This is a genomic window from Streptomyces sp. NPDC001663, assembly GCF_042893105.1.
Classification (GTDB): domain Bacteria; phylum Actinomycetota; class Actinomycetes; order Streptomycetales; family Streptomycetaceae; genus Streptomyces.
On the sequence record NZ_JBIAUR010000015.1, the window covers coordinates 121,674 to 148,134 of the forward strand.

Genomic DNA, 26,461 nt, shown 5'->3' on the forward strand with positions numbered 1-26,461 from the left:
CATCATGACCGAAGCAACGGATCTCGCCGAGCGCGCGGGCGACCGCGATCCGCGGGTCGGACTGCGCGCCGTCGCCGCGCTGCGCAGGCTGCTGGAGCAGCTGGAGGCGGTGCAGGTGCGCAGTGCGCGCAATCAGGGCTGGTCGTGGCAGGAGATCGCCGCGGAACTAGGAGTCAGCAGGCAGGCCGTGCACAAGAAGTACGGGAGGCATTGATGTTCGAGCGGTTCACGCAGGACGCCCGCGCGGTGGTGCAGGGCGCGGTGGGGCATGTGGAACGGTCCGGGGCGCAGTCCGTGGACGCCGAGCACCTGCTGCTGGCGGTGCTCGACCGCGAGGCGAGCCGCGCCTCGTTCGCGCTGGCCTCGCTCGGGCTGGCCGGCGGGCGCAAGGAGTCGGTGCGGGAGGCCGTGGTCGAGGCTCGGCGGCATGCCGGCCTTTCCAGGGCCGACGCCGATGCGCTGGCCGGACTGGGGATCGACGTCTCGGAGATCGTCGCCCGGGTCGAGGAGGTGCACGGCGTCGGGGCGATGTCCGGCGACCGCAAGGACAAGGGCTGGTGGACCGGGCGCCGCACCTTCAGCCGGGCCGCCAAGAGCATCCTGGAACAGTCCCTGCGCACCGCCGTGTCCCGCGGCGACCGCCACATCGGCGACGAGCACCTCCTCCTGGCCCTGACCCTCCGCCCGGGCGTCGCCGCCGAGGTCCTCGCCGACCACGGGGTGACGTACGAGTCGCTGATCCGCGTCCTGTACGGCGGGGGAGAGGCGAAGGCGGGCTAGGCGGCGCAGGCCGGGGCCCCTCAGACCCTCGGCGCCCGCAGTATCGCCCCGATGTGTGCCGCCGCCGTCGACAAGTGGCGGCGGGCGTCGCGGAGTTGGTCGTCCGTGACCCCGTGGTCCCGGGCCGCGTCGCGGATGTCGTCCCGGAAGCGGTCGAGCAGGCGGTCGAGGTCGCGGGCAGCGTCGCCGCTGGGGGCCTCGTGCGCCCAGGCCGGTTCGTACTTGGCGGGGAAGTCCTCCGGGGTGTGCGAGTAGTCGGGCTGCGGTGCCGCCGTACCGCTGCTGCCCCGGCCGAATCCGAAGTCCTTCCCGAACTCCTTGCCGAAGTCCTTCCCGAAGTCGCCGAACTCCTTGGCCAGTTCGGTCAGGCCTTCCCGCACGCCCGTCGGCCAGTCGCCCCGCGCGAAATGGTCCTGCACCTGATCCTGGACCCGCTTGGCGATGCGCTGCAGCTCCTCCTGTGCCTGGGCCCGGGCCCGCTCCTGCGCCTCCTTGGCCTGGCGCCTGGCCCGCTGGGCCTCCTCGCGGGCCCGGCGGCTCTCGTCCTTGGCGCGCCGGGCCTGCTCCTTCCACTCCTGCTTGACGCGTCGCATCTCCTCCTTGGCGACCCGCCACGACTCCTTGTCGGCATACTCCCCGAAGTCCCCCAGAGCGCCTGTCTGTTCGCCGCGCACCTTGGCTCCGGAGCCGTGCCGGGCCTCGGTGGCCGCCGCCCGCATCTCGCGCCGCAGATCGCCCGCCGCGCCGCGCACATCGGCCCGGATCTCGGCGGCGAGCTCCGCGACGGACTCGCGGATCTCCAGCTCCAGGTCGGCCAGCTCGCCGCTGCGGTCGGCCAGTTCGGCGCGGCCTGCGTCCGTGATGGCGTACACCTTGCGGCCGCCCTCGGTGGTGTGGGTGACCAGGCCCTCGGCCTCCAGCTTGGCCAGGCGGGGGTAGACGGTGCCGGCCGAGGGGGCGTACAGCCCCTGGAAGCGCTCTTCCAGGAGGCGGATCACCTCGTAGCCGTGACGCGGGGCCTCGTCCAGCAGCTTCAGCAGGTAGAGGCGGAGGCGGCCGTGGGCGAAGACGGGAGGCATGTCAGAGCACCTTCTTGTCGGTCGTGCCGTCGGCCGGGGCGCTGCTCGCGCTGTCGCCCCCACCGGAAACGGAATTGTCCCCCGAGTCGCTGTGTGGTTCGGCCGCCGGGGTGCTCGTCGGGTCGGCCTCCGCCGCCGCGTCCGGGGTCGCCGGACGGATGTCCTCCTGCCGTATGTCCTCCGGGCCGATGTCCTCCGGATCCACGTCCCAGGGCTCGTCCTCGGCCAGTGGGCGGCGCAGCAGGGCGATGGAGCCCGAGACGGTCGTCGCCTTCAGGTTGCCGTTGCCCGCGCCGAGCCGGCCGGTGATCCGCTTGGCGCCCCACTGGCCGCTGACCCGCAGGTCCTCGAAGGCGTTGGAGACCGTGCCGCTCGCGGTGTTCGCCTCCACCTCCGCGTCCGCCGGGTGGGGCAGCCGGATGGCGATCTCGCCCGAGACGCTCGTCAGGCTGATGTCGGTCGGGCGGCTCGCGGGATCGAGGTCGACGATCATCGAGCCGCTCACCGAGTCCGCCTTGACGGACGAGCCCGCCTCGACGACGGTCAGATCGCCCGAGACGGAGTTGAAGCGCAGGTCTCCGCGGAGGGCCTGGGCCTCCAGGTTCCCCGAAACGGTGTCGGCGCGGACCGGGCCGGTGAGCCCCACCAGGGTGGTGTCCCCGGTGACGCCCTTCACCTCGGTGCGCCCGTCGACTCCGGAGACAACGGCCGCGGCGCCGACCACGCCCACCTCGACGCGGGTGTCGGCCGGGACGGCGAGGGAGACGACGGCGCTGCGGCGCCAGCCCTTGCGGTCGAGCCACTTGAGGAAGCCCTTCCAGGGCAGGTCGTCGTACGCCACTGTGAGCGTGCCGCCCTGCTGGGACACGGCCAAGGGGGGTCCCTCGATCCGGGTCACCTCCAGGCGGGCGGAACCTTCGTCCGTCCCCACCACGTTCACCGTTCCGTTGACGATGCGTACGTGGAGCTCGCGCACGGGCTCGTCGAACGTGAGCTTCCTCGGTTCCGTGACGGACCACTCGGACATGGTGCAGACCTCCCCGTCGCAACGCGCCATATCGCGTCTCCTGCAATTCACGATATATCGCGGACACGGAAAGTCAAGAAGTTCCTGGAGCCGTACATGCGAAAGGGGCGCCCGAAGGCGCCCCGTTGACGTTCCCTGTGGCCTACTCGTCGTCCTCGTCGTCCAGGCGGGCCAGCCACGTCGCCAGACGTTCCACCGGGACCTCGAAGTCCGGGTTCAGGTCGACGAACGTTCGCAGTTGTTCGGCGAGCCACTCGAAGGTGATCTCTTCCTCGCCGCGCCGCTTCTCCAGTTCTTCGATGCCACGGTCCGTGAAGTACATGGGTCAAGGATAAGTGCGCGGAAACGGCCGGGCCGCACCCCCTGGAGTGGGGGTGCGGCCCGGTCACATGTGCCGCGAGGGCGGTTACGCCTCGTACACCTCACGCACCAGCTGCTCCTGCTCCGCCTGGTGCCGCTTCGCCGAACCCACCGCCGGGGACGAGCTGTGCGGGCGGGAGATGCGGCGCAGGCGCTCGCCGTGCGGGACGTCCGCGCCGACCGCCAGGTCCAGGTGGTCGATCAGGTTGAGCGCGATGAACGGCCAGGCACCCTGGTTCGCCGGCTCCTCCTGGGCCCACAGGTACTTCTCGGCGTTCGGGTACTTCGCGATCTCCGCCTGGAGCTCGGCACCCGGCAGCGGGTACAGCCGCTCGATGCGGATGATCGCCGTGTCCGTGATGCCGCGCTTCTGACGCTCGGCCTCGAGGTCGTAGTACAGCTTGCCCGCCACGAAGACGACCTTGCGGACCGCGGCCGGGTCGACCGTGGAGTCGCCGATGACCGGGCGGAACTGACCCGACGTGAACTCCTCCGTCTTCGACGCGGCGGCCTTCAGACGCAGCATCGACTTCGGGGTGAAGACCACCAGCGGCTTGTGGTGCGGGTTGTGCACCTGCCACCGCAGGAGGTGGAAGTAGTTCGACGGCAGGGTCGGCATCGCGACCGTCATGTTGTTCTGCGCGCACAGCTGCAGGAAGCGCTCGACCCGGGCCGAGGAGTGGTCCGGGCCCTGGCCCTCGTAGCCGTGGGGGAGCAGCAGGGTGACGCCGGACGTCTGGCCCCACTTCTGCTCCGCCGCCGAGATGTACTCGTCGACCACCGTCTGCGCGCCGTTGACGAAGTCGCCGAACTGCGCCTCCCACATCACGAGCGCGTCGGGGCGGGCGAGCGAGTAGCCGTACTCGAAGCCCATGACCGCGTACTCGGACAGCAGGGAGTTGTAGACGTTGTAGCGCGCCTGCTCCTCGGCGAGGTACTGGAGCGGGGTGTGCTCCTCGCCCGTCTCGCGGTTGATGAGGACCGCGTGGCGCTGGCCGAAGGTGCCGCGCTGGGAGTCCTGGCCGGACAGACGGACCGGGGTGCCCTCCAGGAGGAGGGAGCCGACGGCGAGGGTCTCGCCCATGCCCCAGTCGATCGTGCCGTCCTCGACCATCGTCGCCCGGCGCTGCAGCTGCGGCAGCAGACGCGGGTGGACGTGGAAGTGGTCGGGGATGTTGACCTGGGACTCGGCGATCCGCTTCACGACCTCCGAGGTGATCGCGGTGTTCACGGCGACCGGGAACTCCGCCTGCGGGTCCGAGGTCGGAGCCGCGGCCGGCTGCGAGACCGCCTCACGGACCTCCGTGAAGACCTTCTCCAGCTGGCCCTGGTAGTCCTGCAGCGCCTGCTCGGCCTCTTCCAGGGTGATGTCGCCGCGACCGATCAGGGACTCGGTGTACAGCTTGCGCACCGAGCGCTTCTTGTCGATCAGGTCGTACATCAGCGGCTGGGTGAAGGCCGGGTTGTCCGACTCGTTGTGACCGCGGCGGCGGTAGCAGATGAGGTCGATCACGACGTCCTTGTTGAACGCCTGGCGGAACTCGAAGGCCAGGCGGGCAACGCGGACGACGGCCTCGGGGTCGTCGCCGTTCACGTGGAAGATCGGCGCCTCGATCATGCGGGCCACGTCGGTGGCGTACATCGAGGAACGCGACGACTCGGGAGCCGCCGTGAAGCCGACCTGGTTGTTGATGACGATGTGGACCGTGCCGCCGGTGCGGTAGCCGCGCAGCTGCGACATGTTCAGGGTCTCGGCCACCACGCCCTGGCCCGCGAAGGCCGCGTCACCGTGCAGGGCGACCGGCAGGACCGTGAAGTCCGTGCCGCCCTTGTTGATGATGTCCTGCTTGGCGCGGACGATGCCCTCGATGACCGGGTCGACCGTCTCCAGGTGGGACGGGTTGGCGGCCAGCGAGACCTTGATCTGCTCGCCGTCCAGGCCGGTGAACGTGCCCTGGGCGCCCAGGTGGTACTTCACGTCGCCTGAGCCGTGCATCGACTTCGGGTCGAGGTTGCCCTCGAACTCGCGGAAGATCTGGGCGTACGACTTGCCGACGATGTTGGCGAGGACGTTCAGGCGGCCGCGGTGGGCCATGCCGATGACGACCTCGTCCAGGCGCGACTCGGCGGCGGAGTCGATGACCGCGTCGAGCAGCGGGATGACCGACTCGCCGCCCTCGAGGGAGAAGCGCTTCTGGCCGACGTACTTGGTCTGCAGGAAGGTCTCGAAGGCCTCCGCGGCGTTCAGCCGGCGCAGGATGCGCAGCTGCTCCTCGCGCTCCGGCTTGGTGTGCGGGCGCTCGATGCGGTCCTGGATCCAGCGGCGCTGCTTCGGGTCCTGGATGTGCATGAACTCGATGCCGGTGGTGCGGCAGTACGAGTCGCGCAGCACGCCGAGGATGTCGCGCAGCTTCATCAGGGACTTGCCCGAGAAGCCGCCGACCGCGAACTCGCGCTCCAGGTCCCAGAGCGTGAGGCCGTGCTCGGTGATGTCCAGGTCGGGGTGCTTGCGCTGGCGGTACTCCAGCGGGTCGGTGTCGGCCATGACGTGGCCGCGGACCCGGTAGGAGTGGATCAGCTCGAAGACGCGGGCGGCCTTGGTGACGTCGTCGTCGTGCGAGGCGTCGATGTCCTTGAGCCAGCGGACCGGCTCGTAGGGGATGCGCAGCGCCTCGAAGATCTCGTCGTAGAAGCCGCTCTCGCCGAGCAGGAGGTTGGCGACGATCCGCAGGAACTCGCCGGAGGCGGCGCCCTGGATGACCCGGTGGTCGTAGGTCGACGTGAGCGTCATGACCTTCGAGATGCCGAGCTTGTTCAGGGTGTCCTGGGAGGTGCCCTGGAACTCCGCCGGGTAGTCCATGGAGCCGACGCCCATGATGACCGACTGGCCGGGCATCAGACGCGGGACCGAGTGGACCGTGCCGAGGCCGCCCGGGTTGGTCAGGGAGACCGTGACACCCGAGAAGTCGTCCATCGTCAGCTTGCCGTCGCGGGCGCGCCGGACGATGTCCTCGTAGGCCTGCCAGAACTCGAAGAAGTTCAGCGTCTCGGCCTTCTTGATGCCGGCGACGACCAGCTGGCGGTCGCCGTTGGGCTTCACCAGGTCGATCGCCAGGCCGAAGTTGACGTGCGGCGGCTTGACGAGGGTGGGCTTCCCGTCCTTCTCCGCGTAGTGCCAGTTCATCGACGGCATCGTCTTGATGGCCTGCACCATCGCGTAGCCGATCAGGTGCGTGAAGGAGATCTTCCCGCCCCGGGCGCGCTTGAGGTGGTTGTTGATGACGATGCGGTTGTCGAAGAGCAGCTTCACCGGGACCGCGCGCACGGACGTGGCCGTGGGCAGCTCCAGCGAGGCGTTCATGTTCTTCGCGACGGCGGCCGCGGGGCCGCGCAGGGTCACCAGCTCCGGGCCGTCGGCGGCCGCGGTAGCGGGCTCGGCCTTCGGCTTGGCGGCGGCAGCGGGCTTCGCCGGCGCGGGAGCCGGAGCCGCGGCGGGCTTCGCGGGAGCGGGCGCCGCAGCGGCGGCCGCGGGCTTCGGGGCCGCGGGGGCCGGCGCGGGCACCGCAGGAGCCGCCGGGGCGGGCGCGGCCTGAGCCGGAGCGGCCGCCGGGGCCGGAGCAGCCGCCGCAGCGGGGGCGGCGGCCGCTCCCGGCTTGTAGTCGGCGAAGAAGTCCCACCAGGCTCGGTCTACCGAATTCGGGTCCTGGAGGTACTGCTGATAGATCTCGTCGACGAGCCACTCGTTGGGGCCGAACGCCGCAGCGGGGTTCTTGCCCGCTTGGTCGGTGTCGGTCGAGATGCTCGAGTTACTGGGGGACTGTGGCGACACGGCGGCAACCGCCCTCTTCCGCTTCACAAGGTGATGGACAGCGGGAATAAAGGCTACGCCTCCATGGCCGGGAAGGTCAGGCCGAGCAAGGTCATCGTCGCGTAAGTCACATCGGAAAGCGTGTTTCGGGCCGGGAAATGGCGGGAAACAAGCGTGGTTCCGCTAAGAAGTGAGCGTGGTCGGGATACGTCGACGCAAGCCCTGCAGGCACGGCCTGCGGGCGTGTTCCTGATCACACGTGTCCGTCAGTGCGGACGCCGGTGGATCTTGTGGCTCCGCTTCGGACTTTACGTCAACTTTGAACGGATGTCTCTCCCGGAAGGGTGACGAGAATCCGGCAGCCACGCTCGGATTCGGCCACTCCGATCCGGCCTCCGTGCAGATCGACGGCCCAGCGGGCGATCGCGAGCCCCAGGCCCGTACCGCCGTCGCCGCCCTGCCCGTTGGGCGAGCCCGCGCCGCCGCGGTTGAAGCGCTCGAAGACGCGGTGCCACTCCGAGCGGGGGATGCCGGGACCCTCGTCCAGCACCTCCAGCTCCAGCGACTCGGCATGCAGACCGCGCCGTGCCTTCACGATCACGCGGCCGTGCGGGGGGCTGTGCTTGACCGCGTTGTCGATGAGATTTGCCACTACCTGGTGGATGCGCTCGGGGTCCGCGTGGGCGGTCAGCTCCGGCGGGGAGACGTCGAGGTGCAGATGGACGTCCGTGCGGGTGTGGCTGCCGGAGCCCGAGGCGATGCCCGCGCGCGCGGGCACGGCCATGTTGGCCTCCTTCAGCACGCCCGACAGGTACGGCCACACCTCGAAACGCCGCTGCCGCAGTGGTACGACGCCGTTGTCCAGCCTCGACAGGTCCAGCAGCGTCTCCACCAGCCGGCCGAGACGCTCGGTCTGCTTCAGGGCCGTGCGCATGGTCTCGGGGTCGGCGGTCGTGACGCCGTCCACGATGTTCTCCAGGACCGCCCTGAGGCCCGCGATGGGCGTGCGCAGCTCGTGCGAGACGTTCGCGACGAGCTCCTTGCGCTGGCGGTCCTGGGCCTCCAGGTCGTCGGCCATGCGGTTGATCGTCTGGGCCAGGTCGCCCAGCTCGTCCCGGCGGTTCTCGCGCACCCGGCGGGTGTAGTCGCCGTGCGAGATGGCGCCGGCGACCGCGTTCATGTCGTCCAGCGGTGCGGTGAGCGAATGCGCCACGAACTGCGTGATCAGCAGTGTGGCGATCATCGAGAAGACCGTGATGAAGCGCAGCTCCGTCGCGGTGCGCATCGCGATCATCATCAACCCGGTGGTGATGAGGACCGCGATGACGACCAGCGCGCCCAGCTTGGTCTTGATCGAGAACGGGCGCAGCCCACCCCAGGGCTCGGACTCCCCGGGGCCTCTTCGTGCGGCCGGACCGCCGCTCATGGCGTCGGGGTCTCCAGCGCATAGCCCACGCCGTGCACCGTGCGGATCCGCTCGGCGCCGATCTTCCGGCGCAGCGCCTTGATGTGGCTGTCGACGGTCCGGGTGCCGGAGGCGTCCGCCCAGTCCCACACCTCGGCCAGCAGCTGCTCACGGGAGAGCACCGCGCGCGGGGTGTTGGCCAGGCAGACCAGGAGGTCGAACTCGGTGGGTGTGAGGTGGACGTCCTCACTGCGCACCCGCACCCGCCGCTGCGCGTGGTCGATCTCCAGCTCGCCGAGCCGCAGGATGCCGCTCCTCGGCGTCGCGGCGGCCAGCGCGGCCCGCTCCACCCGGCGCAGCAGCACATGCACGCGTGCGGCCAGCTCCCGCATGGAGAAAGGCTTCGTCATGTAGTCGTCCGCGCCCACGCCGAGCCCGACCAGCATGTCGGTCTCGTCGTCGCGCGCGGTGAGCATCAGCACCGGCACCGGACGGGCGGCCTGCACACGGCGGCAGACCTCCAGACCGTCGAAGCCGGGCAGCATGATGTCGAGGATCAGCAGGTCGGGCTGCCAGGCCTCGGCGGTGTCGACGGCGGCCGGGCCGTCACCCGCGGTCTGCACGAGGAAACCCTCGGCGCGCAGGCGGGCCGCGATGGCGTCCACGATGGTCGCGTCGTCCTCGACCACCAGGACCCGGCGCTGTGCGCCCGGGGTCGCCGTCGTGCCGTTGTGGGATGTGTGGGTCTGCTCCATCGCCCGCCCCTGAGTTGCTTTCCGGAATGCGTGGGGTCATTCCTTCTGACTGGCTATGCCTGCGCATGCTTGCGATTGACGCTTGAATGATCTGCGCCAGGGAAGCAGAGTACGGGGAGTAACCGCCCTTCGGCTATCCAGGCCGGACGGCGAGGTGCACGGCGTCGGGAACGCCCCGGGCAACCGGGATCTCTTCGGTACGCACCCGTTGGAACCCGGCATTCCACAGTGTTCCTTCAAATTCCGGAGAGGGCTTGGCCGACCATACGGCGAGCACTCCGCCCGGCTTCAACACCCTTGCGCAGCTTGTCAGTCCGGCCGGCGAGTACAACCCGTCGTTGCCTTCCGTGACAGTCCAGTCGGGGCCGTTGTCGATGTCCAGGCACAGGGCGTCGTACGTGGCGGATGTCTCATCGACGTAGTCGATCAGGTCCGCCTCCACGATCTCGGTGCGCGGGTCGGCGAGAGCCTGCGCGGAGAGTGCGCCGAGGGGGCCGTTCAGGTGCCAGTCGACGATGGCCCGCTCGCGCTCCACGACCGTGATCGCACCCCAGCTCGGGTCGGCCGCCGCGTGTGCGAGCGAGAACCCCACGCCGAGGCCTCCGATCAGCACGTTCGGCTGCGCGCGGCCGTCCAGGGCGTCGCGGGCGGCGTCGACGAGAACGCGCTCCGAGCGGCCGTCCGAGGTGTCCATCAGGAAGCAGCCGTTGGCGATGATCTGCAGCAACTCGCCGTGCCGGCGCAGCACGACCTCGCCGTACGGGCCCTCGCGACGGTCCAGGACAACAGGGGTGTCGTAAGTGGCAGCCATGGCTCCATCCTGCACGAACTCGGCTTTACGACCACGAGAATTAAGGGTGGCGGAGAGGTGTGCGCGGGAGCGTCCGCCGTGGGTCGCTCCGTGCGCCTCGCGTCCGCCGTCGCCCGTGCCTACGCTCGAAGCACCGACGGAGGACCCGCGCGGCTCTGGGCCCGCGAGACCCGCGAAGCCTGCGAGAAGTGCGTGGTGGCTGCCATGGCCGCGAATTACCCGTTCGTGGGACGCGAGGACGTGCTGGAGGAGTTCCGGGCCGCCCTGGAGCGGGCCGCGGCCGGGCGGGGCGGGCTCGTCACACTGACCGGTCCTGCGGGTGCGGGCAAGACCCGTACGGCCGAGGAGGCCGCCGGACAGGCCGACGCCTTCCGCACCCTGTGGACCTGGTGCCCTCCGGAGACCGCCGGGCGCGCCTTCCGGCCCTGGTCACGGCTGCTGCGCGAGCTGGTTGCGGACGACGTGGGCTGCGGTCGTCTCGTGGCCGCCTCGCCGCCGCTCAGGGCCCTGGTGTCCGGCGCGGCCCCGGGCACGCTGCGCGGAGCCGACCCGGAGGCGGCGCGGCTGCGGCTCGCGGGAGACGTCGGCGAGGTGTTGGCCACGGCCGCGCGGCGCCGGCCGCTGCTGCTGGTCCTGGACGACGTGCACGCCGCCGACGCCTCCTCGCTGCGGTTGCTGCTGGAGACGGCGGACGCGGCGCGTACGGCACCGGTGCTGCTGGTGGCGACGGCCCGGGACGACGACGCGGCCTGGCGGGACCGGGCCTGGGCGCGGGCCCAACTCCTGCGGCGGGGGCGGTCGTCGGCGCTCGGGCCGCTGCCCGTGCGGGACGTCGCCGCGCTGGTCGAGGCGGTGACCGGGGCGGCACCGGACGCGGAGGCCGTGCGGTCCCTGGTGCGTCGTACCGGAGGCGAGGCGTTCTTCGTCACCGAGCTGCTGCGGGCCGGGAGTTGGGGCGCGGCGCCGGACGGGAACGGCGCCGGTGTCTCCTCGGTCGCCGTCCGGGCCGCCGTACAGGAACGGCTGGGCGACCTGACACCGCGGGCCGCGCGCGTGCTGGACGTGGCCGCCGTGCTCGGCACCCGGTTCCGGCTCGACGTGCTCGCCGAGGCCGCGGAGGTGCCGCTGGGCGAGGTGCGGACGCTGCTGGGGGAGGCCGCGGGGGCGGGGCTGCTCGCCGAGGCCGGGGCGGACCGCGGGGCCTTCCGGCACGACCTGCTCCGGGACGCGGTGTACGACACGCTCACCCCTGCCGAGCGCGCCGCACTGCACCGCACCGCCGCCGACGTCCTGGCCGGCTATGCCCGCCGCGGCCGCGACACCGGGCCCGCGGAGGTCGCCCACCACCTGCTGCAGTCCGGCCCGGAGCACGCGGCGGAGGCCGCCCGGTACGCCCGCGAGGCGGCGGTGCGGGCGGAGGGGCTGTTCGCGTTCGAGGACGCCGCGCGGTGGTACGAGCGGGCGGTGGAGGTGTGGGGTGCGGCTGCGGAGGGTGCTGACGAGAACCGTGGCCCCGGGCAAGGGCCGGCTTCCTCCACCCACCGCGTAGAGCTCGTGGAAGCCCTCCTCGGCCTGGGTTCCGCGCGGCTCGGGGCCGGTGAGCCGGGGGCCGCCCGGGACGCGCTGCTCAGGGCCGCCGGGCTTGCGCGGGAAGCAGGGCGGGCGGATCTGCTGGCGCGGGCGGCGCTCGGGCTCGGTACCGGGCCCGTCGGGTTCGAGGTCGATCTCGAGGACCGGGAGCAGCTCGACCTGCTCACCGAGGCACGCACCGCGCTCGCCGCCGAGCCCGCGCACGCCGCTCTGCGCGCCGCCGTCACCGCACGGCTCTCGCTGGCCGCCGGGCTGGTCGAACCGGAGAAGCACCGGCTCGCCCTCGCCGAGGAGGCCGTCCGCACCGCCCGCGAGGCCGGCGACCCCGCCACCCTCGGACCCGCCCTCGCCGCTCTGTGCGACGCCCGGCCCGGCCCCGACCACTGCCGGGACCGGCTCGGCTGGTCCGCGCAGATCGTGACGACCGCCCGCGACCAGCGCGACCCGGTGCTCGAACTGCTCGGCCGGCGGCTGCGGTTGGTCGCGCTGATGGAGACGGGCGCGTTCGCGCAGGCCGACGCCGAGGCGGCCGCGTACGAGACCCTCGTACGACCGCTGCGGCGCCCCCTGTACGCCTGGTACGTGCCGCTGTGGCGAGGCACGCGGGCGCTCATGGAGGGCCGCCACGAGGACTGCGCGGCCGCGCTCGACGAGGTCGAGGAGCTGGGCCGCAGGTCCGGCAGTGCGAACGCCGCCATGCTCGCCGTCACCCAGCGCTGGTGCCTGTACGCCGAGACGGGCGACCTGGACGGGCTGGCGCGGGTGCGGGCGGAGGCCACCCTGCTGGAACGCTCCCCGATGCTCTGGCCCCGCGTCTCACTCGCGCTCGTGGCGGCGCAGTTCGGCCGCCTCGACGAGGCCGCGCGCCGCCTGTCGGCCGCGGCACCCCGGCTCGGCGGGGCGACCCGCGACAGCGAGTGGCTGCCGATGCTGGCGCAGGCGGCGGAGACGGTGGCGGCCGTGGGCTCCCACCCCTGTGCGCCCGCTCTCTACGACCTCCTCGCCCCGTACGCCGAGTTGTTCGCGGTGGAGGGCATCGGCGCGGCCGTACGCGGCCCCGTCGACCGCCATCTGGCGCTGCTCGCAACGGCCATGGGGGACCGGGAGCGGGCCCGGGAGCACCGGGAGAGGGCGTTGCGGGCGGCGGAGGCGGCCGGGGCGGTGGCGCTGGTCGAGCGGATCGGGGGCGAGACGGCCGGGGCGGAGGTGAGCCCTCGGTCGGAGCAGGCGGGCGCCGCCCTCTTCCGGCGCGACGGCTCCCTCTGGCACCTCCGTTACGCCGGCCGGGACGTCCGGGTCCCCGACAGCAAGGGGCTGCGCGACATCGCCGTACTCCTGGCCAGACCGGGTACGCCCGTGCCGGCCGTCGAGCTGGCCGCGGCGGGTACGAAGGGCGACGGCCTGCATCTCCGGGGCGACACCGACGAGCACGCCGACGGCCTGCACCCCGAGGGCGACGCCGGCGAGGTCGTCGACGCCGTCGCGCGGGCCGCCTACCGGCGCAGGCTGCGGGAGTTGGAGGAGGAGGCCGAGGACGCCGACGCCGCCGGGGACGCCGTGCGGTCCGCGCGGGTGGCCGTCGAGCGGGACGCGCTCGTCAGGCAGCTCTCTGCGGCGTACGGCATCGGGGGACGGGTGCGGCGCACCGGGTCGCCCGTCGAGCGCGCGCGGACCGCCGTCACCGCCCGCATCCGGGCCGCGGTGCGGCGGATCGCCGAGGTGCACCCCGAACTCGGCCGCCATCTGGAGACGTCGGTGCGCACCGGCACCCTCTGCGTCTACCAGCCGGAACAGCCCCCGCCCTGGAGTCTGTGAGACCCGGTCTCACACCGTGCCGCCCGACCTCACGCCTCCTTCGTGAAGCAGTCCGAAGCAGCGACGAGGGAAGGCAGGACACCATGCCGCGCACCACCAAGGCCGAGGCCGAACTCAAGGTCGACGAGCCGGTCATCGAGGGGCGCTACGCCGAGATCGGCCCGTACACCGTCTCGTACGAGTCCATGAAGGAGGACATGGACCCCGCCCCGCTCTTCCGGGGTCTGCCCGACGACCGCTGCCAGTGCCCGCACTGGGGCCAGGTCGTCTCCGGGAAGATCGTGTTCCGGTACGCCGACCACGACGAGGTCTTCCACGCCGGCGACGCCTACTACGGCGCGCCCGGCCACCTGCCCCTGGTCTTCGCCGGCACCGAGATCGTCGAGTTCAGCCCCACCGCCGAGCTGAACGCCACGATGGAGGTCGTCGGCCGCAACCTCGCCGAGGTGCAGTCATGACCGCGGCGACCGACACCCGCGTCAAGGAACTCGCCGATCTCTTCGTCCGGTTCCTGGAGACCAACACCGCGCCCGACGGCCTCTTCACCGAGGACGTCTTCCTCGATCTGACCCTGCCCCAGTGGCGGCTGCAGACTGCGGGCCGCGAGGCCCTCGTCGCCGCACGCCGCCGCAGCCATCCCGCCCTCGGCACCGTCCCGCGCCACCGCGTCGACGCGACGCCCACCGGGCTCGTCCTCGAGTTCGAGGAGCAGTGGGAGGACGAGCAGGGCGGCTGGTACTGCCGGGAGTTGATGCGCGCCGAGATCCGCGACGGAGCCATCAGCGAGGCGTCCGTCTACTGCACCGGCGACTGGGACCCGGCCACGCAGGCCGCCCACGCGGGGGAGGTGACCCTCCTGCGGCCGTAGCGGGGCCAGGACGGCTGTAAGAAAAGCAGTTGGACGCAGGAAAAGCATTAAAGGTTGCTGTGAATCGCGTCGCGCGTGGCGTCGGTCATAGACAGCGACCTGTGGGGCCACGAAGGCTGGGGTGGAACGGAAGGAGCACCTCACCGTGGAACCCACCGCGACGGCCGACGCCAGGCCCTCGGCCGCGCCGCTTCCCGAGGTCTCCGACCTGCTGGACGCGATGCCGCGCCAGCGCGGCCCGGTGGCCGCCGCGGCGCCTCCGGCGCCGGTCGTCGCCGTCCCCCCGGCCCGCACGCTCCGCCCCTGGCGCATTCTGCCGACGCCGGCCGGGACGCCGTTCACCTTCGGCTACGCGGCCGTCCTCGCCGTCACCTCGCTGATCGCCGCATACGCCTCGCCGTCCCTCATGTACACCCTGTACCAGGCCTCCAGCACCGACGTGGCGCACCTCGTGCGCACGCCTGTGCTGGTCCTGGTCGCCAGCGCGCTGTGGATCGCGGGCGGGCTGCTGTCGCCGTACGTGATCTGCTTCCTGCTCGTCCTCACGGCGCTGGAGCGGCGGATAGGCGGCCTGCGGACGGCCGGTGTGTTCCTGCTGGGGCATGTCCTGGCCACCCTCGCGACCGAGGGCACGGTGGGCCTCGCGGTTCTGGTCGGCCACCTTCCCGACAGCTCCCTGCACCGCCTCGACTACGGCATCAGCTTCGGCGTCGCCGCCAGCGTCGGCGCGCTGGCCGGGCTGCTCACGCCGTGGCTGCGCTGGCCGGTGCTGGCCCTCTTCGGCGGCATGCTGGTCCAGGACCTGATCGCGTTCACGGACCCGATGACCAACTGGGGCCACCTGATCTCCCTCGCGATAGGCGTTTCGATCTGGCCGGTGATCCGTCGCTGGTACCGGACGGCGACGGCCTAGGACCGGCCCCCGGCCGCCCTATCCGTTCGCCCGCCGGGCAGCCGCCAACTCCTTTGCCAGCCGCGGCACCCCGAGCCTGCGCTCCTGTTCCGCGCTCGCCCCGTGGAGCCGGTTGCTGAGCTGGTACGGGTCCTTCGCGAGGTCGTAGTACTCCCGGAAGAGCACCTCTCCGCTGCCTCTCGGGCGGCCGCCCTTGCCGAGCCGTGTCCGGTAGTACTCGGTGTACTGCTCCGTCTTGCCGATGTACGTCGCCCAGGTGTGGATCGGCTGCTTGTCCTCCTGGTTCCACCACCACTCGGCGAGCAGGTGGGAGCGGTCGTTGTGCCGGTCCAGCAGCGAGTGGCCGTCGTGCGGGGTGTCCGGCTCGATGCCGGCCGCGGCCAGGAACGTGGGCGCGATGTCGACATGACCGGTGAGCCGGTCGTCGGTGCCCGCCCTGCCGAGGCCGCCCGCCGGCCAGGACAGGTGGAACGGCACCTCCAGGCTCGGCCGGTACGGCACCGACTTGCGCAGCCAGCCGTGGTCGCCCCAGCACAGGCCGTGGTCGCTGGTGAACAGCACCAGGGTGTTCTCCAGCTGGCCGAGCTCGCGCAGCCTGTCCCGGAAGTCGCGCATCGCGTCGTCCACGGAGAGCAGGGTGCGGAGCTGGCGTTCGCGCAGGGCCTTGCCCTGGGTGAAGGAGTGGTGCGCCCTGCGCAGGAACGGCGGCTTGTCGGCCTTGTCGGTCTCGAAGACGGACGGCCGCCCGTCCCAGTCCGGCACGCGCGCGTGTGCGTACCGCTTCTCCGGGATGTTCAGCTCGTGCGCGCTGCGGGTGGCGACGTACGCGAACCAGGGCCGTTCGTCGGTGCGGGACTGCTCGATGAAGGCGAGGGCGCGGTCCTTGATGACGGTGGTGTTGTACCCGGGGATGTTCCGGACGGTGCCGTTGTCGTTGTAGTGGCCGTTGTAGTAGGCCACGGGTTCTTGGAGCAGCCACTCGTCGAAGTGGGGCGGGGCGTCGCCGGTGTGCCAGTAGTTGAGGTACTTGCCGAACAGGCCCGTGCGGTAGCCCGCCTCGTGCAACCGGCGCTGGACCGTGGTGCGTTGGTCCAGGTGGTACGGGTGCCGGGTGTCGAGGACGCCGTGGTTGTGGGCGTAGCGGCCCGACATGATCGAGGCGCGGGAGGGCGCGCACAGGGGTGTGTTGGCGTGCGCGCGGGCGAAGGTGACGCCGTTTCCGCCGAGCCAGTCGAGGGTCTGGGGGAGGGCCCAGCCGGTCTCCTTCGGCTGGTCGTCGGTGAGGACGAACAGGATGTTCGGGCGGTGATCGGAGCGGGGGCGGCGGTACGGGGTGGGGGAGGCCGTCCGGCCGGCTGCCGGGGCGGCGGTCCGGGCCCGGTCGGCGGGGGGTTTGCTGCCGCTCGCCGGGGCGGCCGGTGCCTCGTCGTGGCCGGCGGCCCGCACCACGAGCGGCACGGCGGTCCCTGCGGCCACCACGGCGGCCCCCGCGATCACCGCACGCCGGGCCGGCCCCCGCCGCTGCTCCTCGGACATTCGCTTCCCGCCCTCACAACCTGTGAATGAGCTTGCAGTGTGCGGGCCGTTCCTGTGAATGCCGTTGCGGGTTCAATGGCGACGGCCTTGCGGTCCTCTTGCGGCAATGCCCACGTCACCGCCCGATCGCTGACAGCGAACGGTGTCCCGGGAACATCCGCGAAGCGCCATGCATTGAGTCGGCATAACTCAACTTGGCTGCCGGAAGGAAAATCATGGCTTCGACGTCCACAACGCTCACCCTGCCCGTGCTGCCGCTCGACGACGAGGTCGTGCTGCCCGGCATGGTGGTCCCGCTGGACCTGAACGACGCCGACGTACGCGCCGCGGTGGAGGCCGCCCAGGCCGCCGCCCGCTCAGAGCCGGGAAAGCCCAAGGTCCTGTTGGTCCCACGCATCGACGGCACATACCCGGGCACGGGCGTGCTCGGCACCGTCGAGCAGGTGGGCCGGCTGGCCGACGGTGACCCGGGCGCCCTGATCCGCGGCCGCGGCCGTGTGCGGATCGGCGCCGGGACCACCGGGCCGGGCGCGGCGCTGTGGGTCGAGGGGACGAGGATCGACGAGAGTGTGCCCGAGCCACAGCCCGGTCACGTCACCGAACTGGTCAAGGAGTACAAGGCCCTGGCCACCGCCTGGCTGCGCAAGCGTGGCGCCTGGCAGGTCGTGGACCGTGTCCAGGCGATCGAGGACGTGTCCGCGCTCGCCGACAACTCCGGTTACTCGCCCTTCCTGAGCACCGACCAGAAGATCGAACTGCTCGAGACCGCCGACCCGGTCGCGCGTCTCAAGCTCGCCACCCAGCAGCTGCGCGACCACCTCGCCGAGCAGGACGTCGCCGAGACCATCGCCAAGGACGTCCAGGAGGGCGTCGACAAGCAGCAGCGCGAGTTCCTGCTCCGCCGTCAGCTGGAAGCCGTACGCAAGGAACTGCGCGAGCTGAACGGCGAGCAGGACGGCGAGGAGTCCGACGACTACCGCGCCCGCGTCGAGGCCGCCGACCTGCCCGAGAAGGTCCGCGAGGCGGCCCTCAAGGAGGTCGACAAGCTGGAGCGGTCCTCCGACCAGTCGCCCGAGGGCTCCTGGATCCGCACCTGGCTGGACACCGTCCTCGAACTGCCGTGGAACGAACGGACCGAGGACTCCTACGACATCCAGGGCGCCAAGGCGATCCTCGACGCCGAGCACTCCGGTCTGGAGGACGTGAAGGAGCGGATCACCGAGTACCTGGCAGTGCGCAAGCGCCGCAGCGAGCGGGGCCTCGGTGTCGTGGGCGGCCGGCGCGGCGGTGCCGTACTGGCCCTCGTCGGCCCGCCCGGCGTCGGCAAGACCTCGCTCGGCGAGTCCGTCGCCCACGCCATGGGCCGCAAGTTCGTCCGCGTGGCGCTCGGCGGCGTACGGGACGAGGCGGAGATCCGCGGCCACCGGCGCACGTACGTCGGCGCGCTGCCCGGCCGTGTCGTCCGCGCGATCAAGGAGGCCGGTTCGATGAACCCGGTCGTCCTGCTGGACGAGATCGACAAGGTGGGCTCGGACTTCCGCGGCGACCCCGCGGCCGCCCTCCTCGAGGTCCTGGACCCGGCGCAGAACCACACCTTCCGTGACCACTACCTGGAGGTCGAACTCGACCTGTCGGACGTGGTGTTCCTCGCCACGGCCAACGTCCTGGAGGCCATCCCGGAGGCCCTGCTCGACCGTATGGAACTGGTCCGCCTCGACGGCTACACCGAGGACGAGAAGGTCGTCATCGCCCGGGACCACCTGCTTCCGCGTCAGCTGGAGCGGGCGGGCCTCAAGTCGGACGAGGTCGCCATCGACGAGGGCGCGCTGCGCAAGCTCGCCGGCGAGTACACGCGCGAGGCGGGCGTCCGCACCCTCGAGCGGTCCATCGCCCGGCTGCTGCGCAAGGTCGCGGCCGAGCACGAACTGGGCGAGCGGAAGCTGCCGTTCACCATCACGGACGGCGACCTGCGCGGCCTGATCGGACGGCCGCACCACGTCCCGGAGTCGGCGCAGGACCCGGCGGAGCGCCGTACGGCGGTGCCGGGCGTGGCGACGGGCCTGGCTGTGACGGGCGCGGGCGGCGACGTGTTGTTCGTGGAGGCGTCGCTCTCCGACCCGGAGACGGGCGCGGCGGGCCTGACCCTCACCGGTCAACTCGGCGACGTGATGAAGGAGTCGGCGCAGATCGCCCTGTCCTTCCTGCGGTCGCGCGGTGCGGAGCTGGAGCTCCCCGTCGCCGACCTGAAGGACCGGGGAGTGCACATCCACTTCCCGGCGGGCGCGGTCCCGAAGGACGGCCCGAGCGCGGGCATCACGATGACGACGGCACTGGCGTCGCTGCTCTCCGGCCGGCTTGTCCGTACGGATGTGGCGATGACCGGCGAGGTCTCGCTGACCGGCCGGGTCCTCCCGATCGGCGGCGTGAAGCAGAAGCTGCTGGCCGCGCACCGCGCAGGGGTGACGACCGTGATCATCCCCAAGCGCAACGAACCCGACCTGGACGACGTCCCCGCGGAGGTGCTGGACAAGCTCGACGTCCACGCCGTCACGGACGTCCGCCAGGTCCTGGAACTGGCCCTCGCGCCCGCCACGAGCGACGCGAAGCCGGAGGTTCCGGTGGCGGCGTGACGGACGCCACCGGACAAGGCAAGGCCCGGGTCCCGTGAGGGAGGCCCGGGCCTTCGCCCTGCTCGGCCTGTCAGCCGTTGGCGAGGGCGACGACGCGGTCCAGCGCCCCGTTGAATCTGTCGTGGTCGCCGACGGTCGGGCCGGACGAGGTGTACTGCCACATCGTGTAGTACGACCAGCCCGCCGGCAGTGTGCCCGGATCGGAGGCGTACCGCGCGATCCACAGCGGGTTGGCCGACGCGAAGCCGCCGTAGTTGCCGGTGCAGTCCGTCCACCAGCTCGTCGCCGTGTAGATCACGGCGTCGCGGCCCGTGCGGGCCTTGTACGTGTTCAGGAAGTCGGCGATCCAGCTGACCATCGCGCTCTGCGACTTGCCGTAGCAGGAGGCGCCGTAGGGGTTCCACTCGATGTCGAGGGCGCCGGGCAGGGTCCTGCCGTCCTTGGACCAGCCGCCGCCGTGGTCGACGAAGTAGTTGGCCTGGGTCGCGCCGCTGGTGGTGTCGGGGGTCGCGAAGTGGTACGCGCCGCGGATCATGCCGACGCCGTAGGAGCCGTTGTACTGCTGGGTGAAGTAGGGGTTCGTGTAGTACGTCCCTTCCGTCGCCTTGGTGTAGGCCCACTTGACCCCGCTGTTCCACAGGGTCGACCAGGCGACGTTGCCCTGATGGCTGGAGACGTCGACGCCCTCGGTCTGGGTGGCGGCGGTGGGGCTGGGGGTGCCGCTGCGGCCGTCGTGAGCGAGGACGCCCATGCCCATGTAGGCGGAGCCCCGGGCCGGAGTGTCGGCCGCGGAGGCCGGGACGGCGAGGGGCAGGGCGAGGGACAGGGCTGCGAGCAGGAGCCCGGCGAGAACGAGGCGCCGGGGGCGTACCGATCCAGGTCTGTGCACGGGCATAGCGTGCCTCCGAAAGGCTCGGTGATGCTCGGTGGAGGGGGCCGTATGAGGCTGGCGTGGGCATGCCAGCCGTTGCCTGGTAAAGGAAGCTACGCACGTCGCGCAGCCCGTGGGAAGAGGGGCCGGGGGCTGCCGTTGGTCTAGCCCTGCGAAATACTGACGGAGCTGCGGCAATGACGTGGTTCGGCGGAAACTTTCAGGACCGGGAAGACCGAGGCAGGGGCTGACGTGCACGAAGGCGGAAACGGCGACGAGGGCAGACTCTCGTCGGGTACGACACCGGGTGGTGCGGACCAGGAGTACCTGTCCCTGGAGCGCGAACTCACGGTGCTGCTGCGGCGTGCCCGCGCCAACCAGGGTGAGATGGCCCGCGAGGTCCACCCCGACCTGGAGTCGGCGGCGTACGGCCTCCTGATCCGCCTCGACGAGTGCGGCCGTCAGCGGGCGACGGAGCTCGCGGCCTACATCGGCGTCGGCAAGGCCACCATGTCCCGCCAGCTCCGCGCCCTGGAGGACCTGGGCCTGGTCGCCCGCGAGCCCGACCCGGCGGACGGCCGCGCCTGGCTGGTCCACCTCACCGACGAGGGCCACAACCGTGTCAGCAAGGTGCGCGAGGCCCGGCGGGCCCGGTACGTCAGTCAGCTGTCCCACTGGGACCGCCGGGAAGTGGCGGAGCTGGCGCGGCTGCTGGCGCAGTTGAACCGGGGGATGGAGAGGTAGGAGGCCCGGGGGCGGGCGTCACAGCTCCACGTACACCACCGTCGCGTCGTCGTGTGTCTTGCTCCGGCGCAGATACGTCCGCTCCTCCGCGTCCGCCCGCTCCAGCGCCCGCACCCGCTGCACCAGCGCCCTCGCCCCCTCCTTCCGGACGAGGCGGAAGCAGTCCTCCCAGTCGCCCTCCCGGAACTTCTCCACCCACCGCGTGGCCCCGTCCGTCAGCGCCGCCAGCGCACGGACCCCGGCCCGCGGCAGCGCCCCCGTGACCGCCCGTTCCGCCACGGCCGGATCCGCGGCCGCCGTGAAGAAGCCGCCCTCCTTGTTGCGGACCGTCGAGTCCACGATCGCGTCCGTCGCCAGGGCCGAGCGGGGCAGCCGGGACAGCCGGTCGTCGAGCACCGCCGTCACCGACCCCTCCGACGACTCCACCAGCAGGGCCGAGTCCGACAGGACCAGGTACTCGACCGTCTCCGGCGACCACCGCGCCACGACCACCGTTGCCTGCGGGGTGCGTGGGTGAGAAAGGTCACAGGTGTCGGCGTGGGCCGCAGCGGTGCGGGAGATGGCGCGGGACAGGGCCTCCGACAGCGGAACATCCGGTAGGGAAACGGTCAGTTCGGTCAGGGCGCCGCCCAGGCGTGCGGTGTACCAGTCGACGGAATGCAGACAGCCGGTCCCGCCGCGCGGCGGTGTCACTCCGTCCAGGGCCACCACCGCACCTCCCCGTCCGGAAGCGGGCAGGACCACGGCGGCGAAGTCCTCGTTGGGGCGGGCGGGATCACCGGGCTCCGAAACAAGTTCCGTACGCATTCGGCCAGTCTGCACGACGTCTTCACAAGGTTCGCCAAAGGCTGGCATTGGTTGCCGAATTGGCGCACTTACGCAGGTCAGGCGCCGGGTTTGGGACGGAATTCGCCGTTCCGGGAATGCGTGGCGGCACATACTGCCATCGGTCGTCGTGGACGTCCAACCGGCCCGCCCGGAAAGGCCGCTGCAATCGTCGGAGGAACTTGCCCGCCAACTCCCCTCCGATGTTCACTCCTTCGGGTGGCGGGTCAGTTGATGCGCGGCCACTGCCCACCGGCACTGGGAGGGTCGGGGACCGGTGGGGGTACCTCCCGCTCGAGCGGAGTCGAGAGCGGGAGAGGGTGCACGTACGGTCTGCGGCAGTTGACGGACCGTCACCCGGGCCCATGAGTATCACGAGTCAGGAATGCGAGCACCGGTGCAGAAGACGCGGCCTCGTCGCACAGGCAAGCAGACGGACCCCGCAGCGGGCGCGGAGGGCACGCCCGGCACCACAGGCACCGGCACCACCACAGGCAAGGGCCGGCCCACCCACGTCCGCAACCGGCTCGTCGTCGCCGTGGCCGTCGTGGCCGCCGCCATCGTCGGCGCCGGAGCCCCTGCCGTCCTCGCGGCCTCCGGGCAGCTGAAGGACTCCCAGGACCTGGTGACGCTCGCCGAGCAGACCCAGGACGCCCTGGCCCTGGCCCATTCGCTCGCCGACGAGCGGGACGAGGTCACCTCGTACATCGCGGCCGGCCGCGCCAAGTCCAAGGCGCCCTCCGAGCAGCGCAGCGCCCGCGTCGACCGGCAGGTCGAGGATCTGCGGGAGAACACCGACACCCCTGCCTCGCTGCTCGGTGACCTCGACGGCATCGCCACCGTGCGGCGCGCCGCGCTCACCGGCAAGAGCAGTGCCCTCGAGACGCACAACGCCTACTCGGCGGCCATCACCGAACTGCACGCGCTCGCCGAGCAGTTGGCGCAGCAGATGCCGCCCCGGGCTGGTTCGGGCGCATACGCGCTCGCCGAGCTGGACTCGGCCGTGCAGCAGTCCGCGGCCGCCCGCGGGCTCCTCCTCGCGGCGCTCAGCGTGCCGACGACCACCCAGACGGTCATCAGCCCCACCACCGGCCTGCCGATCAGGACCACCGTCTCCTCGGCCGCCGACACCAAGCAGCGCGACGCCCTGTCCGCGGCCGCCCAGCAGGCCCGGCTGCGCTCCGACGCCGCGCTCGCCGACTTCCGCGACACCGCGCCCAAGGCGGCCCGGGCGTCGTACGACTCCACGGTCACCGGGCCCGAGGTCAACTCGGCCGAGAAGTACCTCGCGCTCCTCACCGACCAGCCGACGCTGAGCTCCGCCGAACTCGGCACCAGTGCCACGAAGGTGGACGCGGCGCTCTCCGCCCGTATCGACGCCATGCGCGGGGCGGAGTCCGCGCTCTACGACCACCGCACCAAGGACCTGGCCCAGCTGCGCGACGACGACGTCACCGCGCTGGAGATCCGCATCGCCGTCCTCGGCGCCCTGATGCTGGTCGCCGTCGGCGTCGCCACGGCCATGGCGCGCAGCCTCACGCGTCCGCTCTCCGTCCTGCGCCGCGGCTCGGCCCGGCTCGCCGAGGCGGAGAACCCGGCCGCCGAGGAACCGGTCACCTTCACCGGCCGCAACGACGAGTTCGCCCAGGTCGTCCGCTCGGTCAACGCCCTGCACGCGCACGCGGCGGCCCTGCACGAGCGCATCGCCACCCTGGAGTCCGACCGCAAGCACCTGGTCGGCCAGCGCCAGAAGATGGCGGACGCCCGCGAGGACCTGCGCGCCGAACTCGCCGACTCCGCGGCCCAGTTGGAGCGCCTGCGGGAGAGCATCGGCGGCACGTTCGTCAACCTCGCGCTGCGCACCCTCGGCCTCGTCGAGCGCCAACTGGCCGTCATCGAGGGCCTGGAGGAGCGCGAGCACGACCCCGACCGCCTCGCCACCCTCTTCAAACTCGACCACTTCGCCACGGTCATGCGCCGCCACAGCGAGAACCTCCTCGTCCTCGCCGGCACCGAGCACGTCCAGCAGAGCGCCCACCCCGTCCCGCTGGTGGACGTCGTACGGGCCGCGGTCAGCGAGATCGAGCGCTACGAGCGCGTCCGCATCGCGGCCCTCCCGCCGCACGGGCACGTTGCCGGCTTCGCCGCGGACGACCTCTCCCACCTGCTGGCCGAACTGATGGAGAACGCAACCTCGTTCTCCCCGCCCGACCTGCCGGTCGAGATCTCCGGCTGGCTCCTGGAGAACGGCGAGGTCATGCTCTCCGTCCAGGACGAGGGCATCGGCATGACCGCCGAGCGCATGACCCGCCTCAACGCCCGCCTGGCCGAGTTCGACCCCGAGTCCCCCTACGACCAGGAGGGCGAGGAGGGCCTGGGCCTCGGCCTCTACGTCGTGGCCCGCCTCGCCCACCGCCACGACGTCCGCGTCCAGCTGCGCGAGCAGAAGCAGGGCGGCGTGGCAGCGGTCGTGGTCCTGCCGAAGGGCCTGCTGGCCCCGGCCCCGTCCGCCGCGGTCCCGTCGTCCGCCGCACCGGTGGCGGGCGCCACCCACGCCTTCTCCCTGCCGGGCGCGGACGCGGAGGCCAACTCCAACGTCCTGCCCGGCCGCCCGAAGCCGACCGCCGACCCACTGGTCGCGCTGGCGGAGAAGGCGCTGAGCGAGTCCACACCGCCCGCGGCACCGGTCGAGACGACGATGGAACTCCTGATCCCGGCCCAGGCGGGGGAGACGGACCCGATCCACACACAGCCCGCGGCCGCCGACGGCGAGGAACCCCCACAGGGCCCACCCGGTGGGAACGAACCCGCCGAAGCCGAAGCCGAGGCGGAACACACGCGCACACCGGACGAGGAACCGGTCACCGCAAAGGGCCTCCCCAAGCGCACCCCGAAGATCACCGCCCCCACGCCACCGCCCCGCCAGCGCAACGCATCCGTGGACGCGGAAGCACTGCGCAGGAGACTCGGCGGCTTCCGTACCGGCGCGCAGGCCGGCTACCGCGCCGTAGAGGCGGAGATCGCGGAACAGACGGCCCAGAACCAGGTGCCGGCCACCGAAACAGCCGTATCCGAAGAAGCCACGGGGGGCACTGTCGAGGAGGCAAGCAGTTGACCGCGCCCAGTACCTTCGGACTGAGCAGTGAAGCCCGCAACCTGCACTGGCTGTTGACGAACCTGGTCGAGGAGGTGCCGGGCATCCAGTCGGTGGCGGTGGTTTCCTCCGACGGCCTGCTCCTGCTCTCCTCGGACCCGGGCCGCAACGACGAGGCCCGCCAGGCAGGGGCACGTACGGCGAAGGGCCCCCGAGGCTCCTCCGCCGACCTGGCGACCATCGTCTCCGGCATCGGCAGCCTCACCATCGGCGCCGCCAAGCTGATGGACTCCGGCGGCGTGAAGCACACAATGATCGCGATGGACGAGGGCAGCCTGTTCGTGATGTCGATCAGCGACGGCTCGCTGCTCGGCGTGCACGGCTCCGCGGACTGCGACATGAGCGTGGTGGCATATCACATGGCACTGTTCGTCGGCCGCGCCGGTCATGTCCTCACCCCCGAACTCCGCAGCGAGCTACGAAAATCCCTGGAGTCGGAGTCCGCGGGGAGTGCACGATGACCGACCGGCCGAACCTCCCCGTGCGCGGCGGCGACCGCAAGCCCGCGCGCGTCCGCCCCTACTCGCTCACCGGCGGCCGTACCCGCTTCGGCCACGTCCTCCTGGTGGAGACGTTCGTGGCCGCGCTGGAGGCGCCGGAGGAGCGCAAGGAGCTGACGAAGGGTTCGCTCAGCACCCGGGTCATGCCGGAGATGCTGGCCATCGTCGAACTGTGCCGCCGTATGCGCACGGTGGCCGAGATAGCCGCGCTGCTGAAGATGCCGCTCGGCGTGGTCCGCGTGCTGCTCAGCGACCTCGCGGACCAGGGAAAGATCCGTGTGTACGGAACAGGTACCGGGCACGGGACGGGCCGCCCGGACCGCGCTCTGCTGGAAAGGGTGCTGAGTGGACTCCGTCGTCTCTGACGCCGCTCGCGGTGTCTCCCCGCTCCTCGACGAAGAGGGGCCCGAACAGCCCTGGCAGACGGACCGCACCCGCGCCCCCATCGCGACGAAGATAGTCGTGGCGGGCGGTTTCGGCGTCGGCAAGACCACCCTGGTCACCGCGGTCTCGGAGATCACGCCCCTGCAGACCGAGGCGCTGATGACCGAGGCCAGCGAGGAGACCGACGACCTCACCGCCACGCCCGGCAAGCTCACCACCACCGTGGCCATGGACTTCGGCCGCCTCACGCTCGACGACGACCTGGTGCTCTACCTGTTCGGCACGCCGGGCCAGCAGCGGTTCTGGTTCATGTGGGACGACCTGGTGCGCGGCGCGATCGGCGCGGTTGTCCTCGCGGACACCAGGCGGCTGAAGGACTGCTTCCCGGCGCTGGACTACTTCGAGAGCTGCGGAATGCCGTACGTCGTCGCGGTCAACCACTTCGACGGCAGCGAGCGCTTCGAACCGGAGGACGTGCGAGAGGCGTTGACGGTCCCCGCGCACATACCTGTAATGATCATGGATGCGCGCCGCCGGATCTCCGTGATCGAGACTCTGCTGTCCCTCGTCGGCCACGCGCTGGACGTCACCCCCGAGTAGGAGAAC

22 protein-coding genes are annotated in these 26,461 nt (G+C 71.6%); 12 read left to right on the plus strand and 10 right to left on the minus strand.

Going from position 1 to position 26,461, the window contains the following annotated elements; genetic code table 11:
• Positions 1–4: 4 nt before the first annotated feature.
• Positions 5–214: a helix-turn-helix domain-containing protein gene (locus ACFY1L_RS39630; RefSeq protein WP_016437953.1), complete on the plus strand. Its 210-nt coding sequence runs from the start codon at positions 5–7 to the stop codon at positions 212–214.
• Positions 214–780 carry a Clp protease N-terminal domain-containing protein gene (locus ACFY1L_RS39635; protein ID WP_388835907.1) on the plus strand — a complete coding sequence of 189 codons (567 nt, stop codon included), beginning with the start codon at positions 214–216 and terminating at the stop codon, positions 778–780. Before ACFY1L_RS39630 ends, ACFY1L_RS39635 begins: the two co-directional genes overlap by 1 nt.
• 20 nt (positions 781–800) lie before the next feature.
• On the opposite strand, the gene ACFY1L_RS39640 is transcribed toward ACFY1L_RS39635, so the two are convergent.
• From ACFY1L_RS39640 to ACFY1L_RS39670, 7 genes are all read right to left on the minus strand, one after another.
• Positions 801–1,859: a helix-turn-helix transcriptional regulator gene (locus tag ACFY1L_RS39640; RefSeq protein WP_388835910.1), complete on the minus strand. Its 1,059-nt coding sequence runs from the start codon at positions 1,857–1,859 to the stop codon at positions 801–803.
• A 1-nt stretch (position 1,860) separates the two neighbouring features.
• Positions 1,861–2,886 carry a DUF4097 domain-containing protein gene (locus ACFY1L_RS39645; RefSeq protein ID WP_388835913.1) on the minus strand — a complete coding sequence of 342 codons (1,026 nt, stop codon included), beginning with the start codon at positions 2,884–2,886 and terminating at the stop codon, positions 1,861–1,863.
• A 142-nt stretch (positions 2,887–3,028) separates the two neighbouring features.
• Positions 3,029–3,208 (minus strand): DUF6104 family protein, encoded by a 180-nt coding sequence (locus ACFY1L_RS39650; protein ID WP_028420339.1) that lies wholly within the window; start codon positions 3,206–3,208, stop codon positions 3,029–3,031.
• A gap of 84 nt (positions 3,209–3,292) precedes the next feature.
• On the minus strand, positions 3,293–7,075 hold the full coding sequence (locus tag ACFY1L_RS39655; protein WP_388835916.1) for a multifunctional oxoglutarate decarboxylase/oxoglutarate dehydrogenase thiamine pyrophosphate-binding subunit/dihydrolipoyllysine-residue succinyltransferase subunit: 3,783 nt from the start codon (positions 7,073–7,075) through the stop codon (positions 3,293–3,295).
• 292 nt (positions 7,076–7,367) lie between these two features.
• Complete coding sequence (locus tag ACFY1L_RS39660; protein ID WP_388835919.1) at positions 7,368–8,480, minus strand: ATP-binding protein; 1,113 nt, start codon at positions 8,478–8,480, stop codon at positions 7,368–7,370.
• Positions 8,477–9,214: a response regulator transcription factor gene (locus ACFY1L_RS39665; RefSeq protein ID WP_208785792.1), complete on the minus strand. Its 738-nt coding sequence runs from the start codon at positions 9,212–9,214 to the stop codon at positions 8,477–8,479. The genes ACFY1L_RS39660 and ACFY1L_RS39665 overlap by 4 nt, the downstream gene beginning before the upstream one ends.
• A 133-nt stretch (positions 9,215–9,347) precedes the next feature.
• Entirely contained in the window at positions 9,348–10,025 is a 678-nt protein-coding gene (locus ACFY1L_RS39670; RefSeq protein ID WP_388835923.1) for a spermidine synthase, read from the minus strand.
• Between the two features lie 204 nt (positions 10,026–10,229).
• Between ACFY1L_RS39670 and ACFY1L_RS39675 the strand changes: the two genes are divergently transcribed.
• The 4 genes from ACFY1L_RS39675 (at position 10,230) to ACFY1L_RS39690 (ending at position 15,211) form a co-directional block, all read left to right on the plus strand.
• Complete coding sequence (locus ACFY1L_RS39675; protein WP_388835926.1) at positions 10,230–13,430, plus strand: ATP-binding protein; 3,201 nt, start codon at positions 10,230–10,232, stop codon at positions 13,428–13,430.
• Between the two features lie 83 nt (positions 13,431–13,513).
• Positions 13,514–13,888 (plus strand): hypothetical protein, encoded by a 375-nt coding sequence (locus tag ACFY1L_RS39680; protein ID WP_388835930.1) that lies wholly within the window; start codon positions 13,514–13,516, stop codon positions 13,886–13,888.
• A complete protein-coding gene (locus ACFY1L_RS39685) occupies positions 13,885–14,298 on the plus strand; it encodes a hypothetical protein (protein WP_388835933.1) in 414 nt (137 codons plus the stop codon). The genes ACFY1L_RS39680 and ACFY1L_RS39685 overlap by 4 nt, the downstream gene beginning before the upstream one ends.
• A gap of 145 nt (positions 14,299–14,443) precedes the next feature.
• On the plus strand, positions 14,444–15,211 hold the full coding sequence (locus tag ACFY1L_RS39690) for a rhomboid-like protein (RefSeq protein WP_388835936.1): 768 nt from the start codon (positions 14,444–14,446) through the stop codon (positions 15,209–15,211).
• Positions 15,212–15,229: 18 nt separating this feature from the next.
• On the opposite strand, the gene ACFY1L_RS39695 is transcribed toward ACFY1L_RS39690, so the two are convergent.
• Positions 15,230–16,747: a sulfatase gene (locus ACFY1L_RS39695; protein ID WP_388835939.1), complete on the minus strand. Its 1,518-nt coding sequence runs from the start codon at positions 16,745–16,747 to the stop codon at positions 15,230–15,232.
• Positions 16,748–16,962: 215 nt separating this feature from the next.
• Here ACFY1L_RS39695 and lon point away from each other — a divergent pair, with 215 nt between their 5' ends.
• Positions 16,963–19,377, plus strand: a complete 2,415-nt coding sequence (lon, locus tag ACFY1L_RS39700; RefSeq protein WP_388835941.1) for an endopeptidase La — start codon at positions 16,963–16,965, stop codon at positions 19,375–19,377.
• 70 nt (positions 19,378–19,447) lie between these two features.
• On the opposite strand, the gene ACFY1L_RS39705 is transcribed toward lon, so the two are convergent.
• Complete coding sequence (locus ACFY1L_RS39705; protein WP_388835944.1) at positions 19,448–20,272, minus strand: lysozyme; 825 nt, start codon at positions 20,270–20,272, stop codon at positions 19,448–19,450.
• A gap of 228 nt (positions 20,273–20,500) precedes the next feature.
• Between ACFY1L_RS39705 and ACFY1L_RS39710 the strand changes: the two genes are divergently transcribed.
• Positions 20,501–20,992 carry a MarR family winged helix-turn-helix transcriptional regulator gene (locus ACFY1L_RS39710; protein WP_388835947.1) on the plus strand — a complete coding sequence of 164 codons (492 nt, stop codon included), beginning with the start codon at positions 20,501–20,503 and terminating at the stop codon, positions 20,990–20,992.
• 18 nt (positions 20,993–21,010) lie between these two features.
• Here the strand turns inward: ACFY1L_RS39710 and ACFY1L_RS39715 are convergent, their stop codons facing one another.
• Positions 21,011–21,799, minus strand: coding sequence for a protein phosphatase 2C domain-containing protein (locus tag ACFY1L_RS39715; protein ID WP_388835950.1), 789 nt, complete (start codon positions 21,797–21,799; stop codon positions 21,011–21,013).
• Positions 21,800–22,214: 415 nt separating this feature from the next.
• Here ACFY1L_RS39715 and ACFY1L_RS39720 point away from each other — a divergent pair, with 415 nt between their 5' ends.
• Genes ACFY1L_RS39720 through ACFY1L_RS39735 form a run of 4 tightly spaced genes read left to right on the plus strand, consistent with a single transcriptional unit; the run spans position 22,215 to position 26,455 of the window.
• Positions 22,215–24,932, plus strand: a complete 2,718-nt coding sequence (locus ACFY1L_RS39720) for a nitrate- and nitrite sensing domain-containing protein (protein WP_388835953.1) — start codon at positions 22,215–22,217, stop codon at positions 24,930–24,932.
• Positions 24,929–25,432: a roadblock/LC7 domain-containing protein gene (locus tag ACFY1L_RS39725; RefSeq protein ID WP_388835955.1), complete on the plus strand. Its 504-nt coding sequence runs from the start codon at positions 24,929–24,931 to the stop codon at positions 25,430–25,432. The genes ACFY1L_RS39720 and ACFY1L_RS39725 overlap by 4 nt, the downstream gene beginning before the upstream one ends.
• Positions 25,429–25,836 carry a DUF742 domain-containing protein gene (locus tag ACFY1L_RS39730; RefSeq protein WP_388835958.1) on the plus strand — a complete coding sequence of 136 codons (408 nt, stop codon included), beginning with the start codon at positions 25,429–25,431 and terminating at the stop codon, positions 25,834–25,836. Before ACFY1L_RS39725 ends, ACFY1L_RS39730 begins: the two co-directional genes overlap by 4 nt.
• Positions 25,817–26,455 carry an ATP/GTP-binding protein gene (locus tag ACFY1L_RS39735; protein WP_388835961.1) on the plus strand — a complete coding sequence of 213 codons (639 nt, stop codon included), beginning with the start codon at positions 25,817–25,819 and terminating at the stop codon, positions 26,453–26,455. The genes ACFY1L_RS39730 and ACFY1L_RS39735 overlap by 20 nt, the downstream gene beginning before the upstream one ends.
• The last annotated feature ends 6 nt before the right edge of the window (positions 26,456–26,461 follow it).

Coding starts and splice junctions, on each gene's coding strand:
- ACFY1L_RS39630 (WP_016437953.1), top strand. CDS start 5: ATGACCGAAGCAACGGATCTCGCCGAGCGCGCGGGCGACCGCGATCCG.
- ACFY1L_RS39635 (WP_388835907.1), top strand. CDS start 214: ATGTTCGAGCGGTTCACGCAGGACGCCCGCGCGGTGGTGCAGGGCGCG.
- ACFY1L_RS39640 (WP_388835910.1), bottom strand. CDS start 1,859: ATGCCTCCCGTCTTCGCCCACGGCCGCCTCCGCCTCTACCTGCTGAAG.
- ACFY1L_RS39645 (WP_388835913.1), bottom strand. CDS start 2,886: ATGTCCGAGTGGTCCGTCACGGAACCGAGGAAGCTCACGTTCGACGAG.
- ACFY1L_RS39650 (WP_028420339.1), bottom strand. CDS start 3,208: ATGTACTTCACGGACCGTGGCATCGAAGAACTGGAGAAGCGGCGCGGC.
- ACFY1L_RS39660 (WP_388835919.1), bottom strand. CDS start 8,480: ATGAGCGGCGGTCCGGCCGCACGAAGAGGCCCCGGGGAGTCCGAGCCC.
- ACFY1L_RS39665 (WP_208785792.1), bottom strand. CDS start 9,214: ATGGAGCAGACCCACACATCCCACAACGGCACGACGGCGACCCCGGGC.
- ACFY1L_RS39670 (WP_388835923.1), bottom strand. CDS start 10,025: ATGGCTGCCACTTACGACACCCCTGTTGTCCTGGACCGTCGCGAGGGC.
- ACFY1L_RS39675 (WP_388835926.1), top strand. CDS start 10,230: ATGGCCGCGAATTACCCGTTCGTGGGACGCGAGGACGTGCTGGAGGAG.
- ACFY1L_RS39680 (WP_388835930.1), top strand. CDS start 13,514: ATGCCGCGCACCACCAAGGCCGAGGCCGAACTCAAGGTCGACGAGCCG.
- ACFY1L_RS39685 (WP_388835933.1), top strand. CDS start 13,885: ATGACCGCGGCGACCGACACCCGCGTCAAGGAACTCGCCGATCTCTTC.
- ACFY1L_RS39695 (WP_388835939.1), bottom strand. CDS start 16,747: ATGTCCGAGGAGCAGCGGCGGGGGCCGGCCCGGCGTGCGGTGATCGCG.
- lon (WP_388835941.1), top strand. CDS start 16,963: ATGGCTTCGACGTCCACAACGCTCACCCTGCCCGTGCTGCCGCTCGAC.
- ACFY1L_RS39705 (WP_388835944.1), bottom strand. CDS start 20,272: ATGCCCGTGCACAGACCTGGATCGGTACGCCCCCGGCGCCTCGTTCTC.
- ACFY1L_RS39715 (WP_388835950.1), bottom strand. CDS start 21,799: ATGCGTACGGAACTTGTTTCGGAGCCCGGTGATCCCGCCCGCCCCAAC.
- ACFY1L_RS39730 (WP_388835958.1), top strand. CDS start 25,429: ATGACCGACCGGCCGAACCTCCCCGTGCGCGGCGGCGACCGCAAGCCC.